General features: G+C 59.9%; 19 protein-coding genes and 2 pseudogenes. 7 read left to right on the top strand and 14 right to left on the bottom strand.

What is annotated here, in order from left to right; all coding sequences use genetic code 11:
* Position 1: 1 nt before the first annotated feature.
* Together RAD10_RS14675 and RAD10_RS14670 are read right to left on the bottom strand one after the other, a co-directional pair.
* Positions 2 to 1,486 carry an adenylate/guanylate cyclase domain-containing protein gene (locus RAD10_RS14675; protein ID WP_461618052.1) on the bottom strand — a complete coding sequence of 495 codons (1,485 nt, stop codon included), beginning with the start codon at positions 1,484 to 1,486 and terminating at the stop codon, positions 2 to 4.
* Positions 1,487 to 1,496: 10 nt separating this feature from the next.
* A complete protein-coding gene (locus RAD10_RS14670) occupies positions 1,497 to 2,609 on the bottom strand; it encodes an adenylate/guanylate cyclase domain-containing protein (RefSeq protein WP_461618051.1) in 1,113 nt (370 codons plus the stop codon).
* A 158-nt stretch (positions 2,610 to 2,767) separates the two neighbouring features.
* On the opposite strand from RAD10_RS14670, the gene RAD10_RS14665 reads away from it, so the two are divergent.
* Positions 2,768 to 3,076: a helix-turn-helix domain-containing protein gene (locus RAD10_RS14665; protein ID WP_461618050.1), complete on the top strand. Its 309-nt coding sequence runs from the start codon at positions 2,768 to 2,770 to the stop codon at positions 3,074 to 3,076.
* Position 3,077: 1 nt separating this feature from the next.
* Positions 3,078 to 3,956, top strand: coding sequence for an ImmA/IrrE family metallo-endopeptidase (locus tag RAD10_RS14660; RefSeq protein ID WP_461618049.1), 879 nt, complete (start codon positions 3,078 to 3,080; stop codon positions 3,954 to 3,956).
* Positions 3,957 to 3,973: 17 nt separating this feature from the next.
* On the opposite strand, the gene RAD10_RS14655 is transcribed toward RAD10_RS14660, so the two are convergent.
* The 12 genes and pseudogenes from RAD10_RS14655 to RAD10_RS14600 form a co-directional block, all read right to left on the bottom strand.
* Positions 3,974 to 5,212: a DEAD/DEAH box helicase gene (locus tag RAD10_RS14655; RefSeq protein ID WP_461618244.1), complete on the bottom strand. Its 1,239-nt coding sequence runs from the start codon at positions 5,210 to 5,212 to the stop codon at positions 3,974 to 3,976.
* A 24-nt stretch (positions 5,213 to 5,236) separates the two neighbouring features.
* The gene (locus tag RAD10_RS14650) at positions 5,237 to 5,590 is read right to left on the bottom strand and encodes a phospholipase D-like domain-containing protein (protein ID WP_461618048.1); all 354 of its coding nucleotides are present in this window, start codon (positions 5,588 to 5,590) and stop codon (positions 5,237 to 5,239) included.
* A 116-nt stretch (positions 5,591 to 5,706) separates the two neighbouring features.
* Positions 5,707 to 7,896, bottom strand: a pseudogene (locus tag RAD10_RS14645) (anti-phage-associated DUF1156 domain-containing protein); the annotation flags it as partial.
* An 11-nt stretch (positions 7,897 to 7,907) separates the two neighbouring features.
* On the bottom strand, positions 7,908 to 8,489 hold the full coding sequence (locus RAD10_RS14640) for an anti-phage-associated DUF3780 domain-containing protein (protein ID WP_461618047.1): 582 nt from the start codon (positions 8,487 to 8,489) through the stop codon (positions 7,908 to 7,910).
* A complete protein-coding gene (locus tag RAD10_RS14635; protein WP_461618046.1) occupies positions 8,486 to 9,253 on the bottom strand; it encodes a chitobiase/beta-hexosaminidase C-terminal domain-containing protein in 768 nt (255 codons plus the stop codon). The genes RAD10_RS14640 and RAD10_RS14635 overlap by 4 nt, the downstream gene beginning before the upstream one ends.
* A 275-nt stretch (positions 9,254 to 9,528) precedes the next feature.
* Positions 9,529 to 10,722, bottom strand: coding sequence for a S1 family peptidase (locus RAD10_RS14630; RefSeq protein ID WP_461618045.1), 1,194 nt, complete (start codon positions 10,720 to 10,722; stop codon positions 9,529 to 9,531).
* A gap of 11 nt (positions 10,723 to 10,733) precedes the next feature.
* Positions 10,734 to 12,158 (bottom strand): alpha/beta fold hydrolase, encoded by a 1,425-nt coding sequence (locus RAD10_RS14625; protein WP_461618243.1) that lies wholly within the window; start codon positions 12,156 to 12,158, stop codon positions 10,734 to 10,736.
* A 459-nt stretch (positions 12,159 to 12,617) separates the two neighbouring features.
* Positions 12,618 to 13,248: pseudogene (locus RAD10_RS14620) on the bottom strand (HAD family hydrolase).
* Positions 13,249 to 13,584 carry a hypothetical protein gene (locus RAD10_RS14615; protein WP_461618242.1) on the bottom strand — a complete coding sequence of 112 codons (336 nt, stop codon included), beginning with the start codon at positions 13,582 to 13,584 and terminating at the stop codon, positions 13,249 to 13,251.
* Between the two features lie 133 nt (positions 13,585 to 13,717).
* Complete coding sequence (locus RAD10_RS14610) at positions 13,718 to 14,602, bottom strand: response regulator receiver protein (protein ID WP_461618044.1); 885 nt, start codon at positions 14,600 to 14,602, stop codon at positions 13,718 to 13,720.
* A 234-nt stretch (positions 14,603 to 14,836) separates the two neighbouring features.
* Complete coding sequence (locus RAD10_RS14605) at positions 14,837 to 15,922, bottom strand: hypothetical protein (protein ID WP_461618043.1); 1,086 nt, start codon at positions 15,920 to 15,922, stop codon at positions 14,837 to 14,839.
* 10 nt (positions 15,923 to 15,932) lie between these two features.
* Entirely contained in the window at positions 15,933 to 16,283 is a 351-nt protein-coding gene (locus RAD10_RS14600) for a hypothetical protein (protein WP_461618042.1), read from the bottom strand.
* A gap of 572 nt (positions 16,284 to 16,855) precedes the next feature.
* Here RAD10_RS14600 and RAD10_RS14595 point away from each other — a divergent pair.
* The 5 genes from RAD10_RS14595 to RAD10_RS14575 all read left to right on the top strand — a co-directional run bounded on the left by RAD10_RS14595 (position 16,856) and on the right by RAD10_RS14575 (position 23,074).
* Positions 16,856 to 18,685: a metallophosphoesterase gene (locus RAD10_RS14595; protein ID WP_461618041.1), complete on the top strand. Its 1,830-nt coding sequence runs from the start codon at positions 16,856 to 16,858 to the stop codon at positions 18,683 to 18,685.
* Between the two features lie 1,408 nt (positions 18,686 to 20,093).
* Positions 20,094 to 20,843 (top strand): SOS response-associated peptidase, encoded by a 750-nt coding sequence (locus tag RAD10_RS14590; protein ID WP_461618241.1) that lies wholly within the window; start codon positions 20,094 to 20,096, stop codon positions 20,841 to 20,843.
* Positions 20,844 to 20,917: 74 nt separating this feature from the next.
* Positions 20,918 to 21,313, top strand: coding sequence for a hypothetical protein (locus tag RAD10_RS14585; RefSeq protein WP_461618040.1), 396 nt, complete (start codon positions 20,918 to 20,920; stop codon positions 21,311 to 21,313).
* On the top strand, positions 21,255 to 22,217 hold the full coding sequence (locus RAD10_RS14580; protein ID WP_461618039.1) for a hypothetical protein: 963 nt from the start codon (positions 21,255 to 21,257) through the stop codon (positions 22,215 to 22,217). The genes RAD10_RS14585 and RAD10_RS14580 overlap by 59 nt, the downstream gene beginning before the upstream one ends.
* Complete coding sequence (locus RAD10_RS14575) at positions 22,214 to 23,074, top strand: exonuclease domain-containing protein (protein WP_461618038.1); 861 nt, start codon at positions 22,214 to 22,216, stop codon at positions 23,072 to 23,074. The genes RAD10_RS14580 and RAD10_RS14575 overlap by 4 nt, the downstream gene beginning before the upstream one ends.
* Positions 23,075 to 23,092: the final 18 nt, after the last annotated feature.

Genomic DNA, 23,092 nt, shown 5'->3' with positions numbered 1-23,092 from the left:
ATCATCCCCGCGACGGCTTCGGCGATGCCGCGTGGGACCGTGCTGCCGGTTCGCTGCGCAGGATCTGGACCGCGGGGGCCTGCGGCGTCATCAGCAGGTCCGAGGCCGAATCGAAGGACATCAGCCGCCCGGACGAGAAGTGCTTGCGGACGGTGGGATCCGCGATGGCCGCTGCGACCGCACCGAGGCGGATACCGCCATGTTCGATGGCCTGCTGGGTGCGTTCGGCGTTGATCGTGGCGCGACTTGCGGCGCAACGCACGCTGTCGTCACCACGATGGCCCAAGCGCGTCATCGGGGTCGGCCCATACTCGATCCCGACGGCGAGGTCGATCGCAGCATCTGGTTGGACGGCTTCCAGGCAGAGGTCGAAAGACGACCTCATCGCCGAGGCACACAGCGCGGCTTCGCGTACGCTTGCGGCGGCATCGTCGGCGCGTTCGCCTTCGGCTACGCAGCCGTGGATGCAATCCCCGATGAAGCGCACGCGCTTGCCGCCGAAATCATCCTTGAGCACGGAGTTGAGCTCTTCGCGGATGACGTGGACGATCTTGACCGCGTCGCGGATCTTCTCGGAACCGCCCTGAATCGACTGGTCTACGAAATTGGTGAACCCGTCGATGTCCGCGAAGATCGAGGCCATCCCCATGCGGATCGAGTTTGCGGGGGAGAGTTCGCTGAATTTCACGGAGGACAGCGGCAGCGTGGGTCGCTTGAAGCGGAACATCGGCTCCGAGGAATCCGACGCGATGGCCGAGGCGATGCGGTCGATGCTGTCGAAGGCGTACTTTTTCGCGGCGGTCGCGATGTAGGCTTCGTCAAGCGTCATGATACCACCTGCATGCTTGCGGATTGCCGCTGCAGCGATACGCTTTTGGGCCGTTTCGGTGAGGAAGATGCCCTGCTCGGATCCGGATGCGACGAGCTTCGCGGCGTGGTTTGCGGGCCGCCCCAGAAATAGCGTGTCCTTTTCGTGCGCGCCGCGCCCCGTGGTCATCGCCAGGCACTTGCCGTGATCGATGCCGAAGCGGATGCGGGAAGGGAAGCCGTGAGCCTCGCCGACTTTCTGGGCGGCTTCCTTGAGCTTGCGTGCAAGTGCCACGGCGCGCTCGATCTGCGCGGCGGGGTCGCCGACGGGCGAGGCGACGACGGCATGAAGGCGGGCGCCGTGATAGTCGATCCGGTCACCGTCTTCGCCGTCGACGAGGGAATCCCACACCCGATAGTGCATGTTGAGGAAGCGCAGCAGGCGCCGGTGCGCGGCCTCTGTCTCCTGGCCCTGCTCCGTAACCAGGTCCTCGAAGTCGAGAAGCTGGCCGTAGAGATGGGCGCCCTCGACGACGAAGGCTTCCCTGAGCGGCATGCGGCTGAGCAGTCCGCGTTTGGCTAGAACTTGGCTGTCCAGCGCGATTTGGCGATCGACTTCCGGCACCGTTTTCAGATGTTCGCGGATCCTCGATTTCGCGCGGTCTTGATTCCAGGTCATTACCTTCTCCTCAGATGGAATAGACGTCTAATTCGACGCCGTGCTTCGCTTCCACCTTCGTCGGGCCCCGGAAGGTGTCGGGCTCTGCACCCGACCCGACCATGAGGTCGCGCAAGGTCGGGCTGATTCTGATCTCGCCGAGTTCGGGAGATTTCGCTTGTTCGTACCTGGCCGCCGTGTTGACGGCGGCTCCGAGCAGAGTGACGGCGATCCTGTTCTCCGCGCCGAAGTCGCCGAACGCCACGTCGCCGGCGTGCAGGCCGATGCGCAGGCCGAGCGGCAAGCCGTGCTTCTCGAAGTAGGCGCGGCATTCCGAGGCCACTTTAAGCACGCAGGCGAGCACGGCGGCCGGCTCGCATCTCTCGCGGTCGGCGGAATCAACAAACCAGTAAGCCATCGCGCCGTCGCCCATCAGTTTGTCGATCTGACCGCCGCAGTCGCGCACGGCGTTGATCTGGATGGCGGCGAGTTCGGTGAGGTGTTCGGCGACTTCGTTCGATGACCTGGAAGCCGACCAGACGCTGAATCCCGCGATGTCGCTAAAGAAGATGATCGCTCGACGATTCTGGATCGAAGGTCGCCCGCCGCGAGTCGCGATCTTGATGAGGCCGAGCGCATCGCCGTCCGAAAACCGGCGGAGGAGGCGTTCGTGCTGAGTGGCTAGGCTACGCAACTCGGATCGCATCCCCGTAGCCTGCTCGAGCTTGTGGTTGACGACGCCCGCCAGCGTGAGCGTCCAGATGACCTTTTCTTGATCCGCCAGGCGCTCTTGGAAGGAAGCGTCGATGCACAAAAGCTTGGCGGCGCCGGTAGCCTTCAAGTCCGCCGTCCTGGTGCCATCGCGCCCGGAGAGCAGGTGAAGAAGTCCCTGTTCGCCGACGATCTCGCCCTTGCCGCGGAAGGCGATCATCTGGTCGTTGGCACGGATTTCGACTTGGCCGTCGACCACCAGCCAGCATCCCTGCACGCGGTCGCCGCGTTCGCAGATTGGCTCGCCAGGAAGGAAATCGAGGACGGTGGCCAAGAGAGTGCGGTCGAGGGCGCTGCGGATCGCCGACGGATCCGGACAAAATTGCTCAAGAAACAGGCTGAGTACCTTTTCGACGTCGGTTGGCAGGGCCATATCAAGTTCCCATTGATGGAACAGAAAGCTGCAGAAGGTTTTTCCGCTTTCGCACTACATTAAGTATGTCTATTCCGAACTTACTGAGGGCTTTGCCGCCAGTCAAGGACGAGTTATGCTGCTACACCGAACAAACCGCGGAAACGAGGGTGCAGCGCGTGACAGAGACGATCCGGGATCGGATTAAAGCCCTGAGAAAGAAAGAGAAATTGACACTGGATCAGGTCGCCGAGCAGGCTGGATTGAGCAAGTCCTACCTGTGGGAGCTTGAAAATCGGGACCTGCCGCGACCGTCGGCTGAGAAGCTTGGCGGTCTGGCCCGCGTGTTCAATGTGACGATCGATTATCTCTTGGGTGGGGAGCAGTTGGAGTCCGCCGAGGACAAGGCCTTTTTCCGCGAATATCAATCGATGACGCCCGAGGCCAGGGCTCGACTGCGCCGCATGGCGAAAGCGCTGGACGAATGAGATGAACTTCGACGGGTGGGGGCTTCAGAGGTGGGCAAACCACTTCAATCAGATGCTGAATCTGGCGAACCCACCCGACAGGTACCGCTTTGACGTCGGTCGCCTCGCGATGGAAACGAGTGCCCAGTTGTTTCCGGGCGATCCAATCTCGAAGGTCGAAGAACAGGACCTAGAGGGCTTCGCCGGCGCTCTCGTCCCGGCCGAATCCAGAAAGCGCTGGGGCATCGCCTACGGCAAGGGTCAGTCGCCTGGAAGATGTAGGTTCACCGTGGCCCACGAATTCGGCCACTATCTGCTGCACAGGAAGAAGTATCCTGACGGCATCCAGTCGAGCGAAGCCGACGTGGACGGCCGCACGAAGCTGCAAGTCGAGCGCGAGGCTAACGAGTTCGCGTCGTGGCTCCTGATGCCGTTGGACGATTTCCGGAAGCAGATCTCGCCTACTGACAAGCCTGACTTCGATGCCATCGGCGCCTGCGCCAGTCGTTACGAAGTTTCGCTGGTCGCTGCGGTTCTGAGGTGGCTCAGATACACGGACAGGCGGTCGGTCTTCGTCAAGTCAGTGGACGGCTACGTCGATTGGGCGTGGTCCAGCGAAGCGGCTTTTAAGACCGGCGTCTTCATCCGCACCAGCCGTGGACCGGTCGAACTTCCGGCCGGATCGGCGGTTGCGCAGGCACAGTTCACGCCCGAAGTCCGTAGCGGCGTCGATCACTCGGCGGGAGTGTGGTTCAACCAGCGAGTTAGAGAGCACTCGTTCCGGAGCGAGAAGTACGACACCGCCTATACCCTGCTGCATCTGCCGGATGCGGAGCCTAAATCGTGGTCCGAAGGAAAACCGCTCGAGGACACGTACGAACGTTTCGTTCGCCGCGGATGAGATCACGCGTCGCTTCGTTATCGCTCACCCCACCCACGTGAAAGCCTCTGCTTGACGTCGTGGCGCGCCAGCACCTTCTCGCAGAGCTCCCAGCGCTCGCCCTTCGGGACGACGTCGCCGGCGTAGCGGAGGTCGAACGCGTTGGCCCGGGCGCGACGGTTGCGCATGAAGCCGGCCGACTTCTTCCGTTTCCGCAGCACTTTGGTGAACTTGTCCGCCGCCTCATAGGCCATGTCGAAGGCATGGGAGGTTCCGAGCCCAAGGCCGCTGAACATCGGCGGCATGTGCGATCCTGGCAACGGATGGATGTCGACCGGGATCCTGGGGATCAACCCCATCCGCTCCAGCGTCGACCGCTTCCGGAGCACCACGTGGCGCACCACCGGATTGTTGCGCTGGAAGAAGCCCAAATCCTCCTTCGGCGTCAGCACGTCGTCAACGAACTGGTCACGGCAGAACGCGTCGTTGATGTCGCTGAAGCTGGTCTGGGTGACGAACCGGGTGGCAGGCAGCTGGATCGCTTCGCGAACGAAGCCAAAGATCACCTCGTTCTCGGCTGCAGCGGGGAGCGGGTTGCGGAACAGCGACCAAGCCTCCCGTTCCGTGGTGACCTTCTGCTTGCCGGTAATCACTGGGACGGCCTTCTCGGTGGTCCGCCATTCGCTCCAGGCATCGCCGATTACCTGTTCGGCTCCCATCCCGAGAATCTTGAGCAGGTCCCACATGTCCTCGACGTTCGTCTGGATCGGCGTAGCCGTCCCCAGCAGAACGTGTCGCGCCCGCTTGGCGATCTCGAACATGAAAGACAGAAGATTGTTGGCGGCCCGCTCCTTTTCCTCCGGATCCTCCTTGCCGCGAGCCCGGTGAGCCTCGTCCAGGATCACCATGCCCAGCGACCTGGACATGAGATGCTTCCGCTCTTCCGTGTTGTGGAAGATGAGGCCGGTCGAGACGATCGCGATCTGGCGTGGGCATTTGACGACGCCCGCAGCTCCGATCGATGGCATCGGTATCTCGTCCGGATCCAGCCGCCATGCCTTTTCGGTCGAGAGCCACACCGCCGAGGGCATGTTGAGCCGGTCCTTGAGTTCGATCTGCCACTGCGTGGTGAGCGTCGCCGGGCAGAGGATGAGAACGGGCCCATCCCCTAGCAGGGCCGAGACCAAGGCGGCGCCGGCGAGCGACAGGGTCTTTCCGACCCCGACCTCGTCGGCCAGCAGCAGGCGGACGCCGCCGTACGTTTCACGGTGCTCCAGGAACAGTGCGACGAAGGCTCGCTGTCAGGGCATCAACTCCTCGCCCTTGCGGTAGATGTCGGCTTCCACCAAAGCCGCGGGCGCCACCTCCGTCGGCTTCAGATCTGTCAGTTGGACCTCAACCCGGCGGGCGCTGCGGCCGATCTCCTCGATGATTGCGTCCGGAAGAGGTTTGCCGAGCGTCCAAAGGTACTCGAACTCGTCCTCCACCCAGGCGACTCCGTCGGCGGAGGTATCTTCCCAGACGAATTCGTAGTTAGCCGACCAGCCTTCGCGGGTCTCGTTAAGGCTGCCCATGAAGGCCGACGACGTCCCGTCCGGGCGGTAGATGACCCCCGCCTTGCCGTGCACGAAGGGCGCGTGCTTGCGGGAAACCACCCGGATTTCCACGTTCCCGCGAGTGGGTATGTCGTAAAGCCGCTGGTATCGTGGCCGGCGATCTGCGCAGCCACCTCGGCCTTCACCTCTTGGACGATCTCATCCTTGTAACCGGATGCGCTTGCGGAGCGCTTCCTCAACACAAGTATTACCGTTCCTTGAACGTAGCCGCCCTTCTTCAAGTCGGAAGTGGTTTCCGTTGCAATGTACCAAGCCGCCATAACTTGTAGACCAGCGCCCCAAAATATCTGAGCCATGTCGGCCCAAACCGACGCTGACTGATGCGTGAACATGATGATCTGAATGCCATTGTCAGGCATGTGATTGGCCATCGCCGTGTAGGCGTCGACCATGTTGCGGCGGAACTCGTCTCCCACCCCTTTGATTGCAATTTGACGGCGCGAGTCCCAACTCCACGCGTCAAAAGGAGCAGGCGGATTTCTGCGAAGCCATGCGATAAAGAACTCGGTGATCTCTTCGTAGTTTACGGCGTCGGCGTACGGAGGGTCCGTAATGTAAAGGTCGGCCTCGACACCCACCATTTTTGCCTCATGGGTAGCAACGACTGCGTGGTCGTTTGTTTGAAAGTGGGGCGGACGAAGACTCCCCGACTTCAAAATCGATAGCGATCCTCGGACCCCATAATTCAGTAGGGTGTTTAGCGCCTGATTGTAGAACACCTGCGCAAATTTCACCGCGCCGCCCTGCTCTGCCGTACTGTCAATCCGACAGAGCTTGGAAGTTATGTTCAGCATCCCGCAAAAGTCCAGGCACGCCTCGGCTCCTTCCATTTTCTCTCGAATCAAACCAAGGACGAGTAGATGTCGGGGAGGAAAGAGATGATGCCAATAAGTCCATCCTCGTTCCCGGATGGGCTGCGATGTGTTGTCTCCAGGCTCGATGCGCATGTCAGGAATGAGACCCGATGCCTGCCACGAAGATAGACGTTTCTGAACAAACGCCTCCACCTTCCGCTCACGCTCGATATCTAGATGGGTGGGCGCCGCGAAGAACGTTTCTTGGCGCCCCTTCTTCAGCGAATCCTTAGTAATCCATTGAATGCAGTAGAGTCGTTCTTGGAAGATATCGCCGGGCGCAGGACGAAAGTCGTCCTTCGCCCAAGCACGCAAATTGCTTGCATTCGATCCGTCAGGGGCCTTTCGGTCGCCCCTAATGGACTTGATGGATGTGGTGTATCGCTCGCCATCAAGCTCGTAGGTCAACGCGCCGTCGTGAACTGTGCCGTTGGCAGCTCGCTTCAGCTCCGCCGCGGATACATTTTCATCGATCTCGACATCAAACCGCTTGTGCGAATGATTTGGCTTGAGTCGGACGATCGTCTTCTTGTTCTTTGAAATTATCAGGGTCGGCAGCAGCGGGACTCGCCAACCGGATTGTGGGCATTTTGTTTCAAGGCAGTATAGAAAGGCCTTAGCGCGATTCCCCTGCTCGTCATGCTCAAAGCCGAGCTCGGTGATCTTGTCGTCGATCTGTTTGACGAGTCGCTGTTGCGAGGCTTGTATCTCGCTGCGCCTGCCTTCACTTGAGCCGATCACATTGAGAGCGCCCCAACTGAGCATTGCCGCGATTGGATTCAGATCACTTGCGTATACTTCGCAGCCTAATCGAGCGGCGGCAAATGGGATCGAGTCGCCGCCACAAAAAGTATCGGCAACCTTAGGCGTATGACCAAAGCGCATGATGCCCAGTTGATTAACGAGCTCGACCATCGTAGTTGCATTGGTTCCGAGGCGCGCATTGATCTTGGGCAATCTAGCTTGGATCAAAAGATTAGGGCTTACCTCTTCAGGACGGCTCAACGCCGATACGCGCTCTGCATAAGGCATGCGCGCAAAGATGAATGCGGCAGCCGACTTGCGAGCTTCGCGCGGAAGCGACCGCAGCCTTTCTTTTATTTCGCCCTCGTCCTCATATTGTTCGATGAGCTCTGCACGCTGCTCGGCACTTGCATATTTCTTCACCTGCTCCAACGTCGGACCGGCTTTCAGCCGGTCGGCGATCTGATCCTCAGTCATCCCGAGCAGAGTTTCTAAGATCTCAAGATCGGCAGCATCGTCTCCCGTTGCTGGAAGTAGCGCACCCCACAAACAGGCCTCCGCGAGGAACAGTGGCTTTCTTCCCTTCCAGTAAGAACCCAAAGAAGTGAGCGTTTGGCCTTGACCAGCCTTCCGTTCCTTCTGTGCCTCGACCGAGATTTTTTGAGCGGGCCACACTCGCTCGATCAATGAGGGAGCGTCCTTCAGCGAAAAAGGCACGATCTTTGGGTTCGCGACCTTGGCGTCCATGCTCACACTCTTCACTTCATGCGCTCAAAGAGAGGAAGCTGGGGGCGCTCCTCGGTTTTCGTCGGCCGCTTGGCACGGATGGCCACGACCTCTTCACCGGTCGGATTCTCGGTCAGCGCCACACGTAGTGCCTTCCGCCAACCGATATCGACGTCCTGCGAGGTCCCGGTCATCAAGGCCGCCATGGCGAACAGCCACCAGCGTTCTTCGGGCTTGAGCCCGCTCCAGTTGCGGACGGCGTTGGGAATCGTCTCCTTTGGCGCGGCCTCGATCGCCCACAGCAAGACGCAGAGTTCGCGGCCGAGAAGCCGCTCCACCTGGTTCTTGCCGCTCTTCCAGTGGCTGGTCGTAAGCTTCTTCTCCTTGAGGCGCTCGTTCAGCACGCGCTCAAGTTCCTTGCGGACCGCGTTCCAGACGTCCTGACCAAGCCGGCACCGCTCGAGCGAATCCGGCATGCCGTTGGACCCGCCGGCCAGGCCGAACTGCTCGGTAATGACGACCGGGTTGGCGCGCGCAGCGGGGATATCGACGACGAAGTGATGCGGGTCGATATCGTTCGGGAAGCCGAAGCCTGTCGTCTTACGTTCGCTCACGCTTGTTCAACCTCATCCGGCCCGACGGCCCATCCGACGGTCGCTATGAACTCTTCCATCTCCCGGCCCGTTTCAAAGTGAACCTCCGTAAAGCCGATCTCGGCCTCCGCCGTGTCGTTGCCGAGCGCGCTGCGGCCCGCGCCGAGGAATGCCTCCACGGCGTCGGGCGCGAGCGTGGTCTGCGGCCCGAAGCGGGTCGTTGCGTTGACGTCGCCCTGTCCGACCGTGACGGCCAGGCTGCCTTTCAGTTTCGCATGGGCAACCTTGAGCGCCTTGAGCGTCGAAAATACGTCCGCCGTCGAAGCTATTTTCTGCCGTTTCCGGATGATCACCGGCTTGTCCAGATCGAGTTGGATAGCACCCGCCTTCGCCGGCCTGATCGTGAAGACCTTCGACGTCTCGACGCCCTCGTCCTCGGCGTAAGCGTACACCTTGACCTCGTCGTCGCCTTCGATGGGGACCGGGCCGGTGTAGGGCTTTCCCTCGCGAGCGTTGGTGCCGTCGGTATTCCAGCGGATGGCGCCGCGCGGCTTGACGGTCAGCGCCACCGTGCGTTTGCCCATCACTTCCTTTGGTTCGTAGGTCAGCGTCAACGTGTTGGCCCACTTCACCGGCTCGCCGACTTCGTGCTTGCCGTCGGGATCGACCGCCAAGAACCAAAGAACCGTTTCGTCGCGCTCGATGATGAGATCTGGGACCACGGGCGATTTCGCCGACACGTCCGCGGTCGCGGCCCAGTGGACCCGCCCGTTCTCGCAGAGCACGTGCTTTCCGATCGCAGCCGACCGGAGGACGTATTCCTTGTGCATCGAGTTCGGCAGAACGATGTAGACGGCTTTGACGTTTCCCTTTCGCGCAATCGCTCGAGGTCATCATAGCCGACCCACCCCTTGTTCGACGCGTCGACAGAGGACCGGGCGAAGCCGCCGACCTGAGCAGTCGCTTCTCCTCCCAAGAGGTGGAATATTGTAGGAATTAGTAAATCTAGCGCTCAAGACGGGCTTGTGAGCGTCGAAGACATCGAACGTTGACTGCTCCGCTATCGAGGGAATACTCGATACGGATTTCCGCAATCTGGGAAGTTGGCCGGATTTCCATCCCATCCGTATATTCTCTTGTAAGCGTCTTTTGCAACGCCAAGCTTCCTCACAGCTTGCACTAAGCTGTCTGCCCCTTCGCCGGTTAAGTTATAGCCGGCTTCTATCTGCCATTTCCCCCCGTTCGGACTCTCTGATCCAAGCAGCGCAAAATTCGTGTTGGGAAACTTGCTGCACAATTGGAGAAGCTTTTGCTTGGCAGCGTCAATTGAATCAAAAGAGGCAACCACCACACCGTATCGGCTTCCGCTTATGGGCGAATTAGTGCCGGGAGCAGGCTGCAGGTAAAATTTGGTCCATTGGCTGCGATCGACTGGTGTGCTGGGCTGCGCGAACGTGTCCGAGTCCTCCACCTCGACCTCAGGCGGCGTCCTCGGGCCCTCGGCTGAGTTCTTGGGGAAGAGAACCTGAAGTTGGCCAATCACCAACGGAACGTATCCTGCCGAATACTGGGTCCTCTCGGGCGTACTATATACTCCGCTCGCAACACCTAGGAGCTGACCGTTGCGACGATCGAGCCAAGCCCCCCCACTCTCACCGTGACGCGACGGTAAGCTTGTCTCGAACACTCCTGAGGATTTTGGTACACCAGATGTAGACTGCCAAGGAGCACTAAGCTCCCGTCGGCCTTTCTGAAAGCCCAACAACATTACGTCATATGCGGTGTTAAAATTGAGCTTCGGCTTTGGAAGGAGGACGGCTGAGTAACCTCGTTGAGGAATGCTCAAGACCGCGATGTCGATACCGTCTGGAAATTGAACCGGCAACACATCAGCATCTTGGTTGAGGACCCCTAAGGCACCTTTCGAATCCAATCCTTCGACCTGTATCTTCCTGGCAATCTTACCGTTATCTACCATCCAATCTGGGTTACTCGTTTTCGAATTCGATCCGATCACGTGCGCAGCGGTCAAGATCAGTGTGAAGTTTTTAGAATAGATAATTACACCAGAACCTTCCGCGGGATCTTTCTCGCGATTATTGATTCCCTTACCGGTGACGGTGACCTTCACTATGGCCTGCTCATAGCGATGAAAGAGGTCTTGCTCCGTTGCCGAGTGGGATGGCGCGACTTGTCCAATCAAGCAGAAAGTCAGCAGAGACTTCAGCAACAACTTTGAATCGAAACGGACCACGACCCAACCGCCTATTGTCGTTCCAAAATTAAAATTGGTTCGTCGAATGCCGCAAAACCAGGGAGGTCGAAGACAATTTTCCCCGATCCTGGTCCCGGTGGTACCGTGAAAGAGAAGACAATCTTTCGAACAACATTTGCATTACCTTGCGCTTCGTCTGACTTCACGATCGAGGCACGATAATTGCCGTCCGCGTCGATGATTGTCACGTTCAGGTGCGATAGTTCGGCCTGACGGAGCCGCTCATCGCCGAAGAGCGTCACGGCGAATTCATTGGTCGAATCAACCTCGACCAAGCGCGACGAAGCGCTAAAATCGAGCCCCGAGAGGGTGTATTTTCGCCGAGATGCATCCTCCAGCAAAACCGGAGATCGCTTTGATGCCGATGTCCAGTCGCGGTCACTCAGCGCCGTCTCTAGCTTCTTCTCCGGATCTTGACCTACGAACAGTTCGTCATGCTCCCTGTGGGAAGGGAAAAAATTGTCGGGATCACCATTCGCCGCACTTTTGAGCAAGACTCTCTTGTCGCCCTCAACTTCTGTGTGGTCGAAAATTATTCCTGATGTCGCATCGAAATAGAGCCTCGACCACGTACTAATGTATGCGTTGGCAATGAAGATTGGTTGCGCGTGATTGACATCGCTAAAAATCGGCTTGGCAGCGAGTCGCGTCATTTCCTCTGCCTCTGACAAACGCCGCTCAATCAAAGCGAAGCCTGGTCTGTTTCTAATGTCCGGCGGCAGCCAGGAAAATCGCATCCATGCTGACGGATCGTGAGCAAGGAATTCGTCAGACTTGTTGTTCTTTCTATCCTTGAACGTACAGCAATGCTCATATGTCGGGAGAAGTTCATAAGTACTTTGGAAGGAGAGAATCGTCCGCTGAATTTCAGAAAGACCTCCAGCAAACGAGTCTGGCCAACTTTCTAGGCCCTCCGTCAGCCTTCGAAAGATCTCAACCGAGCCCTGATGAGGCGTCCCGAGAAAAATCAGCTTATGCACCCGGGGGGCGCCGCCGAAAGCTTGAACATAAGCGCGCGCGACAAGACCACCGGCACTATGGGCAACTATATCGACCGTCTTTCCAGGGAATAGTTCATCCATACACTTCTTGAGTAACTCCGCATTCCTAATAGAGGAAAGGCGCCAGTCGTAGCCGAAATCTATGAGGTTGAATTCCCCTTTGCTCGGAGACGAGCAATCGCCACCAGATCGATAGCCCAATGAGCGGAATTGAGTGCGAAGTGGAAGATATACGTTACTTTCCCAAAAGAGTGGGATTATGCTTACCTGATCCAGGACCCCACACGGAACGATAGCCAGATTTTTGGGATCGAACGAAATAGGCAACCGCAACAATTTGAGACGGTTCGCTGTGTAAGAATAGCGATCACCCCATATAGTGGCACCAGCGATATCGCAGAGCCTAGTCCCCATCAGGCCTGGGATGAATATTAACGGCCGATGCTCCGCCGCGGCCGTGTTCACATTGAACATCGCCCCCATAATCAAAAACGGAAATAGCCTCACAAGAAATCGGATCGTCATTGGCGCGGATCAATGCAAACAACCTATGTTAGAATCACAATTTCGTTTCCGCAAGGCGATTGTTGGTCATATCATCTGCAAAACTGGCGATGGATAGAGCCGTGGGTCAAAGCATCTATTCCTTGAAGCAGTTTAAGCGAATTGGAAATCGCTACTCCAACGCACCAAGTTACTGGGAAGGCCCGCCAACAAAGGAGGTCCCCTAAGCTCAGACAGAGCCAGGATTGAGCGCCCATTGCCCGCGTCGATCTTCTCTGGACAGGGCGAAGTTTGAGGTGCTGCCCCTAGCGCTGCGCCGGCGGGCTACGACCCAGGCGGCGGTCTACGGGCGAGCGCGTCGCAAGGTGATCACTTACTTGCCAGAAGAGAGCTGTCGAAGCAGGCGAACAGCCCGGCGGGGCCGGTATATATTTCTGCGCAACCGGCCCGGCGCAGCGTCTCCTCAGTGAACCCGCCGCATAGAACGCCGATCGCGGCGATCCCGGCTTTTCCGGCCGCGATAGCGTCGTACGGTGTGTCTCCGATTGCCATGGCATCGCTGGCTTTGATCCCGAGTTTGTTGAGTGCGATTTCGAAGACGTCCGGGGCGGGCTTAGACTGCTCGACGTCGTCGGAAGAGGTGGCCACGTCCACCAGATCGGTGATGCCTGCGATATCGAGGTACGTCGCTAGTTCATCCTTCTTGGCGTGGCGAATCCGGCGCAACAAGTCTGGGACTGCCAAAAACGGGCGGACAAGCGGCAGATGTGCGGTCTTGAAGCGATTGCCGCGCCACTCCTCCATTTCTTTGCCGTGGTCTCGCTGCTCGTCGGCAGACAGAAAGACTGGATTGAGCTGGTCTCCTCCCTTGCCGATCTGGCTGCGAGCCTGCTCGAAGCTGACGTCGGAACTTCACCATTGCTTTGTGCCAGGCGAGGGCATGAAGATCGACCGAGTCGATCAATGTGCCGTCGATATCGAAAACCGCGGCTTTCAGCATTCAGAACCCTCCTTGGCGCGAGCGGGTGACTCCCGCATACCAGTCGGCATAGTGCGTGTTCTTCGCCATGTGGCGGTTGAAATCGGGGGTGCCATCGGTCCACCAGACTGGTCCGCGCTCGCCCAGAGCGCGCTTCGCGGCATCAACATTTCGGTGGGCTGCTGCTTCCGCTTGCGGATCGGCAGCGACCTTGGCGTTGCGAACTGCCCTCCTGGCAGCCATCAGGCGCTTCACCAGCTCGGACCTTTCCTGCTCGCCAAGGTCCCGTCTAGCCATCCGCCACAGGCGTCCGCGTACGACGAAGTACCTGCCGTCGGGCGTCACCGGATGTTTCACGTTCTTCACGCGGACTTTCGGCGCGCTCCGGTCGCGGGTTTCTTCGCCGCTTCCCTCGCGGGATTCTTGCCTGCGATCGGCATCAACATCTCCTTCTGGCCAGCGGCCTCCTTCTTGGCTTTTTTGGAGCACTCTAGCGTACGGCCTCTTCCAGTTCTCCCTTTGAGCTTGCGGAGCTTTTTCCATCGCCTTTCGCTTTCGGCAGCGGCGGCAGCTTCGTCCACCTGAATTCCTCAAGCGCGCTGACCACGTTCTGAAGCAGAATGTCGCCGTAGTTGGTGATTAACCGCGCGCATACGGTCGCCGCAATGCCGCCGTTCGAAGCCGTGTAGAAAATGAGCTTCGGCTGGCTCGGTTGCATATAGGCCTTTCGGGTGACCTCATCCGTTGCAAGCCATTCCGCGAAAGCGAACCCCACCCGGGGCGACCGATTTTGTGACGCGCTGAACTCCGCCGGGCTGCCTTTCCATTCGACGCCATAGGGCACCTGACTGAACGTCACCGGGCATTTTTCCAGAGAGCCCGGCCCAGCGATACTACTCACGTTGCTGATGATGAGATCATAAGGCTCGCCATCAACGACAGCCTGCTTCGCCAGCCGCTGCGCATCCTCCAGGGAAAGCGATCGCTGCACGGCGATGTTCATGGCTTCGAGGGCCTGCCGTTCGATGACGTTGTTCGAGAGGTTGGTGTCCAGCCACAGAATGCGTGCGCCGGAAACCGCTTCCCCAACACGTGCGGCCCGCGCCACCGCACCTTGCGCGAAGCTCCTGCCCAGCTGCGAGACCGTCTTCAGCTCGCTGACCTTCTGTTCGGCGACAGCCCTGTCGAACTTGATGCCGAAGGCTTCGCCATGCGTGATGGTCGACAGCCACTGTGACAGATCGGCCCAGTGGAAGGCCACATACGCAAAAGCCATGAACAGGAAACCGACCCTGACGAGGCCGGTGCCGTAGCGGAGTCCCCGGTCCAATGCGGTCTCAGGCGAACTTGGCGTTCCGGAAGTTTCGTCCTTCATGTTTTCCCCCTCGGGCCGTATCGGAAACCTGGTGAAAGGGTACCGAGCCCATCCTCTTTTCCGCTGCCCCACGTCACACACCCTCTATCTGCAGGCGAGCTGCCGCGCGCCAAGGCGAGCTTTAATTTTTTACGCTCAGGCTGATCGTGGTCAGGTCCACCTTTTTGCCCGTCTGTTCAATCTTGCCGCTTTCATACGCCAGCGTCAGGCCGATGTTGTCGGTGAAGTTGTAGGTCAGCGAGGGATTGAAGTGATCGAAGGTACGCCCGCTGTAGAAGTCGCGATACCAGCTGTAGGTGAGGTTAAATAGCCATTTGGGCGCTGGAGGCGGCTTGTTCGGATCGACGTCCCTGTCATCCTGCGGCACGAAGTTGAGTGAAATGACCGGGCCGGCGCGCAAGACCTGATCGCGAGTGTCGAAGATCGGATCCTTCGCCAGCTTGCTGGCGCGCTCGAAATACTGGGCCCGCAGCAGCGGAACCAAAAGTAGCCGATCTGCCCGACCGGGATGTTGCTGCCGATGCTGTACGTGTCACTGAGCGGCTCTATCTCCGCCGTGGCGGAATAAGATTTGGTCAGACCGCTAAAATCTGAAATCACATTGGCGCGGGCCCGCGTATAGACCTGCCAGATCCCGTTGCCGAGGTCGGGGATACGGGCGAACAGCGCCTCGCTGGAGAACCCGTACGTCAGCACGTTGGCGTTCTGTGCGGCCAGGGCGGAATTGCTGTTCGTCACCCTCTGGAAGGTCACCGTCGGCGCGACGGCGAAAAGGTTCATATAGGGCCCGCTCGGGAGCGGATCCGGATTGATCCAGATGAGCTTTTCCGCCATTGCGCCTTTCGCCGCCCATTGATCATTGAACGCGACCCGGTCCCGCGCCCAGGAGAACTGCGCTCCCTTGGCGAGGGCGCCATTGCAGTTTGTCGTGTCGAGGAAATTCAGGTCGTTGAAGCTGTCGCCAATGGAAAGATGGGCGTTCCAGCCGTCGTGGCAGGCTTTCGATTCGAGCGGGTTGGACAGCAGACGTAGCGCGGCGAAAGCGGGTGCTGGTGGTGGCGGCGGCGGTGATATCAAGACGACTTTGGTCGACTTCTTCTCCCGCTTCTTGCTGGCAGAGACATCGAGCGGCTTGGCCTCTTCCTCGAAGCTCGCCCGTTCACCACCGTCCTTCTCGCAAGCCGGGTAGTAGCGCTTGACTTTGTGCCCCGGCAGGACACACACCGCGTCAATTGTCGTTTTTGCCGAAGATTCCCTGGTAGACACACCAATGATGATCGTGGCCGCCAGCGGCAGCCACACATAACGGCTCCTGTCCATGTCGCCTCCGTCAGGTGTCCGCGCGTTCGCTATCGAGTGCAAGAAATCCCGCTCTGCCGGTCCGCTGGCTGGCCTTGTAATTCGCCATTCGCCGCCGTGAGCTGACCAGGACGTCCGCGATCTGGGCCACGGTCGCGAGACGATCCATGTCGGTTGCGCGCAAACCATAGCCGAACGCGTGGATGTGAGGCAGAAACGAGATCGTGTCCGCGAGCAGACGCCAACCCGCCAGATTGAAATCGTATCCGCACAGATGGCGGACGTTCGAGGTCTGGTTTTTGATCAGGTTGGCGTTGGTGCAGCGGCTGCGGAAGAAATTCAGTAGATCCTGGACAACAAAGTCCCTGTTCGAAACGGGCATGTGGCTCCCCCAAGCCGTTGAAATGCACCATTTTGATCAAATCAGCGGGACGGTTGCAACTTGATTCTTGCGCAACTCCCGCTCCGGGTGCGTCGCAAGCGAGCGGCTCTACGCGCGATGCGCGCCGGGCCGAGGTCCCGGCCTCCGGTGACGATCCCGCTCGCGGGGCTCCGCCCCCGCCGCCCGCAAGGGATGCTGCGCTCGCCGTGGCCGTCTCCCCGGCCCTCCGCGCTGCGCTTGTGCCGGCCCGGTGATCCCCCTCGGCAATGGCGCCCCTGCGGACGCCAACCCGCTCTTCGAGGGCTCGGCAAGACCTTTCAGCGCGTAGTCTGCGCTGAACGTCAACACCGAGAAGGAGAATGGACATGCCCAAGAAAACCCAACCAAAGACGTCGCGGAATTCACCGTGCCGCTGAACAGGTTGAAGAAGTCGCCGAAGAACGTGCCGCATCTGTTGCGCCGCACGCAACCTGTGGATCACACCATCCCTGGTTGAAATTCCGCCGTCAGCTGTTACGCTCCAATCTTTCATCTCGATGTTTTCAGCCCCTGGGCGCCAAGAGACTCTTTCGATGGCCGTGAAATTCCTGAAGGACTACAAGACGTATCCCCGGATGGTGCATTGGTTTAATCCCATCCTTCTCGTCAAGCTCCTGAACAATGTGATCACCTCGGCGATGTTCGGCCAGTACGCCGACCGCCGCCTGATGGTGGCCGCCCTGGATAGCGTACCGCCCGAGGTGCATCTGACGCGCGCCACGGCATTCGTAGACGGTCTGAGCCCGACGCAAGACGGACCCGTATGGCTGGACTTTGTCGCCGATCTCGGCGACGGCTTTGACAGCACTTTCGCCGTCGCGTGCCTCCTGGCGCGGAAGGAGCTGGATCTGGATGGCGTGAAGCTTCCGAGGGGGCAAATGCTCATCATGGGCGGCGATGAGGTCTATCCTCTCGCCAATGCCCAGACCTATAAGAACCAGCTCCGACAGCCTTACCAGTGGGCGTCACCCGACCACGACCGGAAAGACGTTCGCGGCGTTCCCCTCTTCGCCATACCAGGCAACCATGATTGGTACGACGGGCTGGTGCAATTCCTCGCCTACTTCACGCGCCCGACCCCCACACACTTTGGCACCTGGCGAACCCAACAACGGCGGAGCTATTTCGCGATCCAGCTGACAAAAAGCTGGTGGCTCTGGGCGATGGACATCCAGCTGGCCGAAGACATGGATCAGCCACAGGCCGACTATTTCAACCTCATAGCGCAGTCAAACCAGCTGCTACCGGGTTCGAAGATCATCCTGTGCACCGCCGAGCCCGGCTGGCTCTACACGGACACCAACACGAAGTCCTGGGAGATCGTCGACTATGCGCTCTACCTTGCCAACAGGGCGAACAAGAAACTGACGATCCCACTTTTGCTTTCAGGCGACACCCACCACTACAGCCGCTATCAGGCCACCGACGGTGCCCAGTTCGTGACGTCCGGCGGCGGCGGCGCGTTCCTTCATCCAACGCACCAACTGGAGAAGGACGTCAGCGTCAGGTGGAACGGCAGAAAGGTACCACTCACTCTCGCGAACAAGGACCAGACGGAGGAGCCGGCGGTCTACCTGCCAATGGAGACAAGCCGGCGGCTGCTTTGGCGCAATCTGTGGTTTGCCCTCACGAACTGGGATTTCTCGGTGTTCATGGCGTTGGTCTATTTCTCGGTCGGCGTCCTTGTCGGCCTGCGGGACGAGATCGACATCTATATCCTCGTCGCACTGGCCCTTGGCAGCGGCATCATCGGATACACTACGACCCAGGAAAACGTTTCCCTGTCCGACATCTATCGAAAATGGCGCAGGCGCCGGATCAACCCAGGCGACTTCGACGCGCTCGCCGGCGAAAAGCTCTGGCTTCAGTTCAAAAAGGCGACGGTAGTCGTCGGCTCGAGCCTGATACACGTGGCCGCGCACGTCGGGACGGCCATCGTCACGGCGCGCTGGTTTGCCTCATTCAATGCCGGTCACTTCGTTCTGTCGGGTTCGTGGTACAGCGTCTGGAAGTGGCTCGGTATCCTCAGCGTTGAAATGGGCGTCGTCGGCTTCGCGCTCGGCAGTACCTACTTCGGCCTCAACATGCTTCTAACGTGCCGCTGGTTGCGGATGAACCGCAATGATGCGTTCAGCGCGTTGCGCATCGGCCATTTCAATAACTTCCTACGCCTCTGCATCCAGGGTGATGACGTGCAAGTTCATGCGGTCGGCCTGGAAAACGTCCCGAAGCGCGGCGACTGGAACGACAATCCCCATTACAAAGTCGGCAACCCGGCGGAGCCGCGGTGGGTGCCGTCGACACCCTTACTGCCGCACCTCATCGAAACGTTCACCGTCTCGGGCAGGTCCGGCCCGGCCTGATCCTGCCCTGCGGGGAAACAACTTGGCGACCGCCCACAGCCTTACCCGCGACCAGTCTGGTCCATATCTGAGAAGCCATTGCGGAGTGACAAATGCGATTCTGCCTTGTCCTGTTCCTGGCTGCCTTTTTTAGCTGTACGGCTGCCGACAAAGCGACCGCTCAGGGCCCAGCCAACCAAGGTCAAACGCCTCCTCAAGCACTCCCTTTGCCTACCCCCCTGCGGAAGCGGATGCTCCCTTGCAACCCCCTCCGACTGCCAAGAAAAAGCACGACCCCAGGGACCTCTGCATCACGCCGGAGGATGCCGCCTCTGAACTGCTCAACAAGCGGCGCCAGGTCGGTGGCCGGATCATTCTTGATACTTTCCTGCTGCCGACCGGAGGAACCGTCGACGTCGGACTCGACGAGCCCTTCTCGGATACCGATTACTACTTCGGCGCCCTCGATATCGGCACATCGGCGCCAGTGATCATGGACCGGCCCGACGTCAAGGCCCGTCAGGCGGCCGAAACCGATCCGATCATCAAGAAAGGCTTGCTGAAGAAAGACCGCACCATCATCAATCTGCGTATCCCGGATGTTTTGGCTGCTCCGTGGGGACAGGCCCAGCTCTATGTCTTCACCTGCCAAGGCGGATCGCCATTCAAGGTGTCCGAGACGGCCGTGCGGGTGAGCCCGAGCCTGTACAGTTCGATGCTCGCCTGCCTCATCGTCTTCCTAGGCTATCTCATTGCCGCGTTCGCGTTCAGGACGAGCCGCCCCCCTCAGGTGCTCGCCTATCTCGACCCAATCGCGATGAGCGCCGGAGTCGACGGCAAGGCCAGCCTGGGCAAGCTACAGATTCTGATGTTCTCGCTGATCGTGTTCGGGTTGATCACCTACTTCCTCCTCCGCACCGGCGTGCTCACCGATATCTCAAGCACGGTCCTGCTGCTTCTCGGCATCGCGGGCATCGGCTCGACGGTGGCCAAGGGAGCCGACAACTCCCGCACCACCATCACCCCAGAGAACAAGGCTTGGCTGTTGCGCAAGCAATGGCTTCCCTCGACCCTCAATCCCAACAGCATTGATGCGCACTGGCGCGACCTGTTCACGACCGACGGCGAGTTTGACGTATACCGATACCAGAGCTTCATCTTCAGCGTCGTCGTGGCCGGAGCCCTGATCATTGGCGGCGTTACCCAGCTCTCGTCCTTCGAGATCCCGCAGACGCTGCTTGGAATCTTGGGACTTAGCCAGGTCGTGTACATCGGTGGCAAGCTGGTGACGCCATCCGCCGACCACGTTTGTCCACGACCTAGCGAGCCGGCTTCGCTGCAGCAAATGCGCCAAGGCCAATCGCCGACCTGCTGCCACGCCGCTACAGTTGGCGCAGCGCCCTCGCCAGGCCGCTCCGGAGACCTGACGATATGCAATTTGTATTCGATTACTGCCAACCAGGCCGCCATCAGCGCGCTGTTCCGCGTCGTCAACCGCTACGTCGGCAATCTCGCGCCGATGCCAGGCGTCTTTCCCGACTACACGGCGCCGATCGTCCGCAATGGCGCTGCGGGTCGGGAGCTCGCCACGGCCCGATGGGGTATGCCGTCGTCGTCGAAGGCGCTCATGGACGCGACGAAGAAGCGGGCCGAGAAACTGCAGGCCAGGGGCAAGACGGTCGACTTCAAGGAGCTGCTGCGGATGGAGCCGGACAGCGGCACCACAAACATCCGGAACGTGAAGTCGAAGCACTGGACGCGCTGGCTCGGCGTCGAGAATAGATGCGTGGTGCCGTTCAACTCGTTCAGCGAGTTCAACAAGGCCGAGGGCGGCGACATCTGGTTCGCGTTCGACGAGACCCGCCCGCTCGCCTGCTTCGCCGGCATCTGGACCAACTGGACATCGGTCAGGAAGGTCAAAGAAGGCGAGACTACCAACGACCTCTACGCATTCCTGACGACGGAGGCCAACGCCGAAGGCTTCGCCATCCATCCGAAGGCGATGCCGGTGATCCTCACGACGCGGGACGAGGTCGAAACCTGGATGACGGCACCCGCCGAGGAGGCCCTGAAGCTGCAGCGGCCGCTTCCGGAGGGGGCGCTGCGTATCGTCGCGCGGGGCGTGAAGGAAGACGCAGCGCCGGCGAGAGCCGAAGTATGCGGAAGTGGTCGCCTGTAGCCGTCGAGCCCCTTGACTCTGAGGACGGCGTTAGAACAGAAATAGAACGAACGATTCCTTCCGCGAAGGTCCGCTTGGCCAAACTGCCTCAACTGCCCGTCTACTATTACCTGGACCACTTCGCCGAAATGCTGGGGTTCGTGCAGCGGACGTACGCCTCCGTGCTTGGTCCGGAACATCACGCGTTCATAGCGCGGTTCGAGGCCCTTCCGAGAGATGCGCGATGCCTGCTGGTCCGGATGATCAACCGGCGTGGCGCCATATTCAACCGATCCCTATTCAACTACACCGAGATCGATGACGTCGAGCGGGCGGCATCCGATCTGACCGCGGCCGGTCACGCACGGGCGCTTGGCGAAGAGGACTATGCGGCCTTCGTCTCATGCCTGCCGAAGGACGTCCTTGTGACTGGTGCGCAGGCGGCAGGGCGAGGAGACGTCCGGAAGTCCTGGTCAAAGCCGGTTCATTGACTACTACCTTGAGCGCATCCCCTTTTCGGTCGCCGCCCAGCACTGCGGCGCCCACAATTTCATCGCGCTCGACGGGACGCGGCCGATCGAGTTCCTGCTATACCTGTATTTCGGCAAGACCGAGGTAGATCTGAAAAACTTCGCGCTGCGCGACCTGGGGATCCTCCGCACCAATCGCGAGACCTCGTTCAGCGCACGCTTCACCGATGCCGAGGAGGCGCTCGCTTCGTTCCATTACAGTCGGGTCCTGGCCAGCCTGGAGGACGGATCGGAAGCTGTTCACAAACAGGCCGCCGTCGACGTGCTGGCAGGGCCTGCCTGCACGACCGAGTTCGCCGCCGATCTCCGCAGTCGAGCCGCGCATCAGTCGGGGCTTTTCTTCGAGAAAGCGGGCGAGAGCGATCTCGCCCGGCAGCTCTATCGTGCCGGGCCTTCCCCCGACTGCAACGAGCGCTTGGTTCGTCTGCTCTACAACACGGGCGACAAGGGCGAGGCCGAAGCGCTGCTGCAGCGGATGATCGATGATCCCGCCAGCGATGGCGAACACCTCTTCGCCACGGACTTTTATGCCCGTAAGTTCGGCGGCAGGCGTACAGGGCTCTACACCGAACTTCTGCGGTCCGGCCGCACGATCACCGTCGACGACACCCATCGAGGCAATCCCGAAGCGGGCGTCGCCGGCGTGCTGCGGCGCGAGGGCGCGAAGGTTTTCTTCACCGAGAACGTGTTGTGGCACACTCTGTTCGGCCTGCTCTTCTGGGACGAGCTGTTTGAGAGCACCCGCATGCCCAGCGGGTTCGATTGGCTGCCTCACTGCCTGAAGGACCGCAGCTTCCGTCGGCTTTTCGCCGCGACGATCGACGAGAAACTAGCAGCCATCGCGTCCGGATCAGCCCTCCGTTGATCCTCCGCACTGTTGCTGGAAAATGGGGCCGGCCGAACGGGATCTTCAGTTGGGATCATGTGCAGGTGGAGACGCTGCGCGCGCTGCTGGAAGGGGTCGACCCGGCCGGCATCGCCAGAATCCTCGGCAGCATGTCCGACGATTTCCGCATGATGCGAGACGGCTTCCCCGACCTCATGCTGGTGCAAGCCGGCAAGGCGTCGTTCATGGAGGTCAAGGCGGAAGGCGATGTGATCCGCCGCAACCAACTGACCCGTCTCCGTCAGCTCGGCGAAGCCGGCATCGTGGCTGAGATCGGGCGGGTCGACTATCGGTTCGACCCCGAGCAGGATTACGTGGTGGTCGACGTCGAGACCACCGGCTCATGGTCGAACGGCGACCGTATCACCGAGATCGGCGCGGTGAAGGTACGCAACCACCGCGTCGTGGGCGAGTGGCACTCTCTGCTCAACCCGCAGCGTGCCATTCCGGCAAAAATCGTCCAACTGACCGGCATCACGAACGAGATGGCTCGGGATGCACCGTTGTTCGCCGAGGTTGCCGACCCATTAATGGAGTTCATGGGGGACGGCATCTTCGTCGCTCACAACGTCAGCTTCGACTACGGATTCATTGCCCACGAATTCGAGCGGATCGGGCGGCGCTTTAGATTCCCGAAGCTCTGCACGTGTGCGGGGATGCGGCGGCGCTATCCGGGACACAAGTCCTTCGGACTCGGGAAGCTTTGCGAAATCTACGGAATTGAGCTCAAGCATCATCATCGTGCTCTGTGCGATGCCCGAGCATCGGTGCATCTGTTGAATCTTATAAATCAGAAGCGGATCAACGAAGCTGTGCCGAGCGCGGAGGCTGCCTAGAGTTCAGGAAGATCGGGG

This window comes from Bradyrhizobium sp. 23AC, assembly GCF_054863025.1.
The sequence above is the reverse complement of the archived record's forward strand: the minus strand, read 5'-3'. Positions and strand labels throughout refer to the sequence as shown.

What these genes read in the sequence shown, in the direction of transcription:
- RAD10_RS14600 (WP_461618042.1), bottom strand. Translation starts at nt 16,283, where the DNA reads ATGCCCGTTTCGAACAGGGACTTTGTTGTCCAGGATCTACTGAATTTC.
- RAD10_RS14610 (WP_461618044.1), bottom strand. Translation starts at nt 14,602, where the DNA reads ATGAAGGACGAAACTTCCGGAACGCCAAGTTCGCCTGAGACCGCATTG.
- RAD10_RS14605 (WP_461618043.1), bottom strand. Translation starts at nt 15,922, where the DNA reads ATGGACAGGAGCCGTTATGTGTGGCTGCCGCTGGCGGCCACGATCATC.
- RAD10_RS14625 (WP_461618243.1), bottom strand. Translation starts at nt 12,158, where the DNA reads ATGGGGACTAGGCTCTGCGATATCGCTGGTGCCACTATATGGGGTGAT.
- RAD10_RS14595 (WP_461618041.1), top strand. Translation starts at nt 16,856, where the DNA reads ATGGCCGTGAAATTCCTGAAGGACTACAAGACGTATCCCCGGATGGTG.
- RAD10_RS14670 (WP_461618051.1), bottom strand. Translation starts at nt 2,609, where the DNA reads ATGGCCCTGCCAACCGACGTCGAAAAGGTACTCAGCCTGTTTCTTGAG.
- RAD10_RS14675 (WP_461618052.1), bottom strand. Translation starts at nt 1,486, where the DNA reads ATGACCTGGAATCAAGACCGCGCGAAATCGAGGATCCGCGAACATCTG.
- RAD10_RS14660 (WP_461618049.1), top strand. Translation starts at nt 3,078, where the DNA reads ATGAACTTCGACGGGTGGGGGCTTCAGAGGTGGGCAAACCACTTCAAT.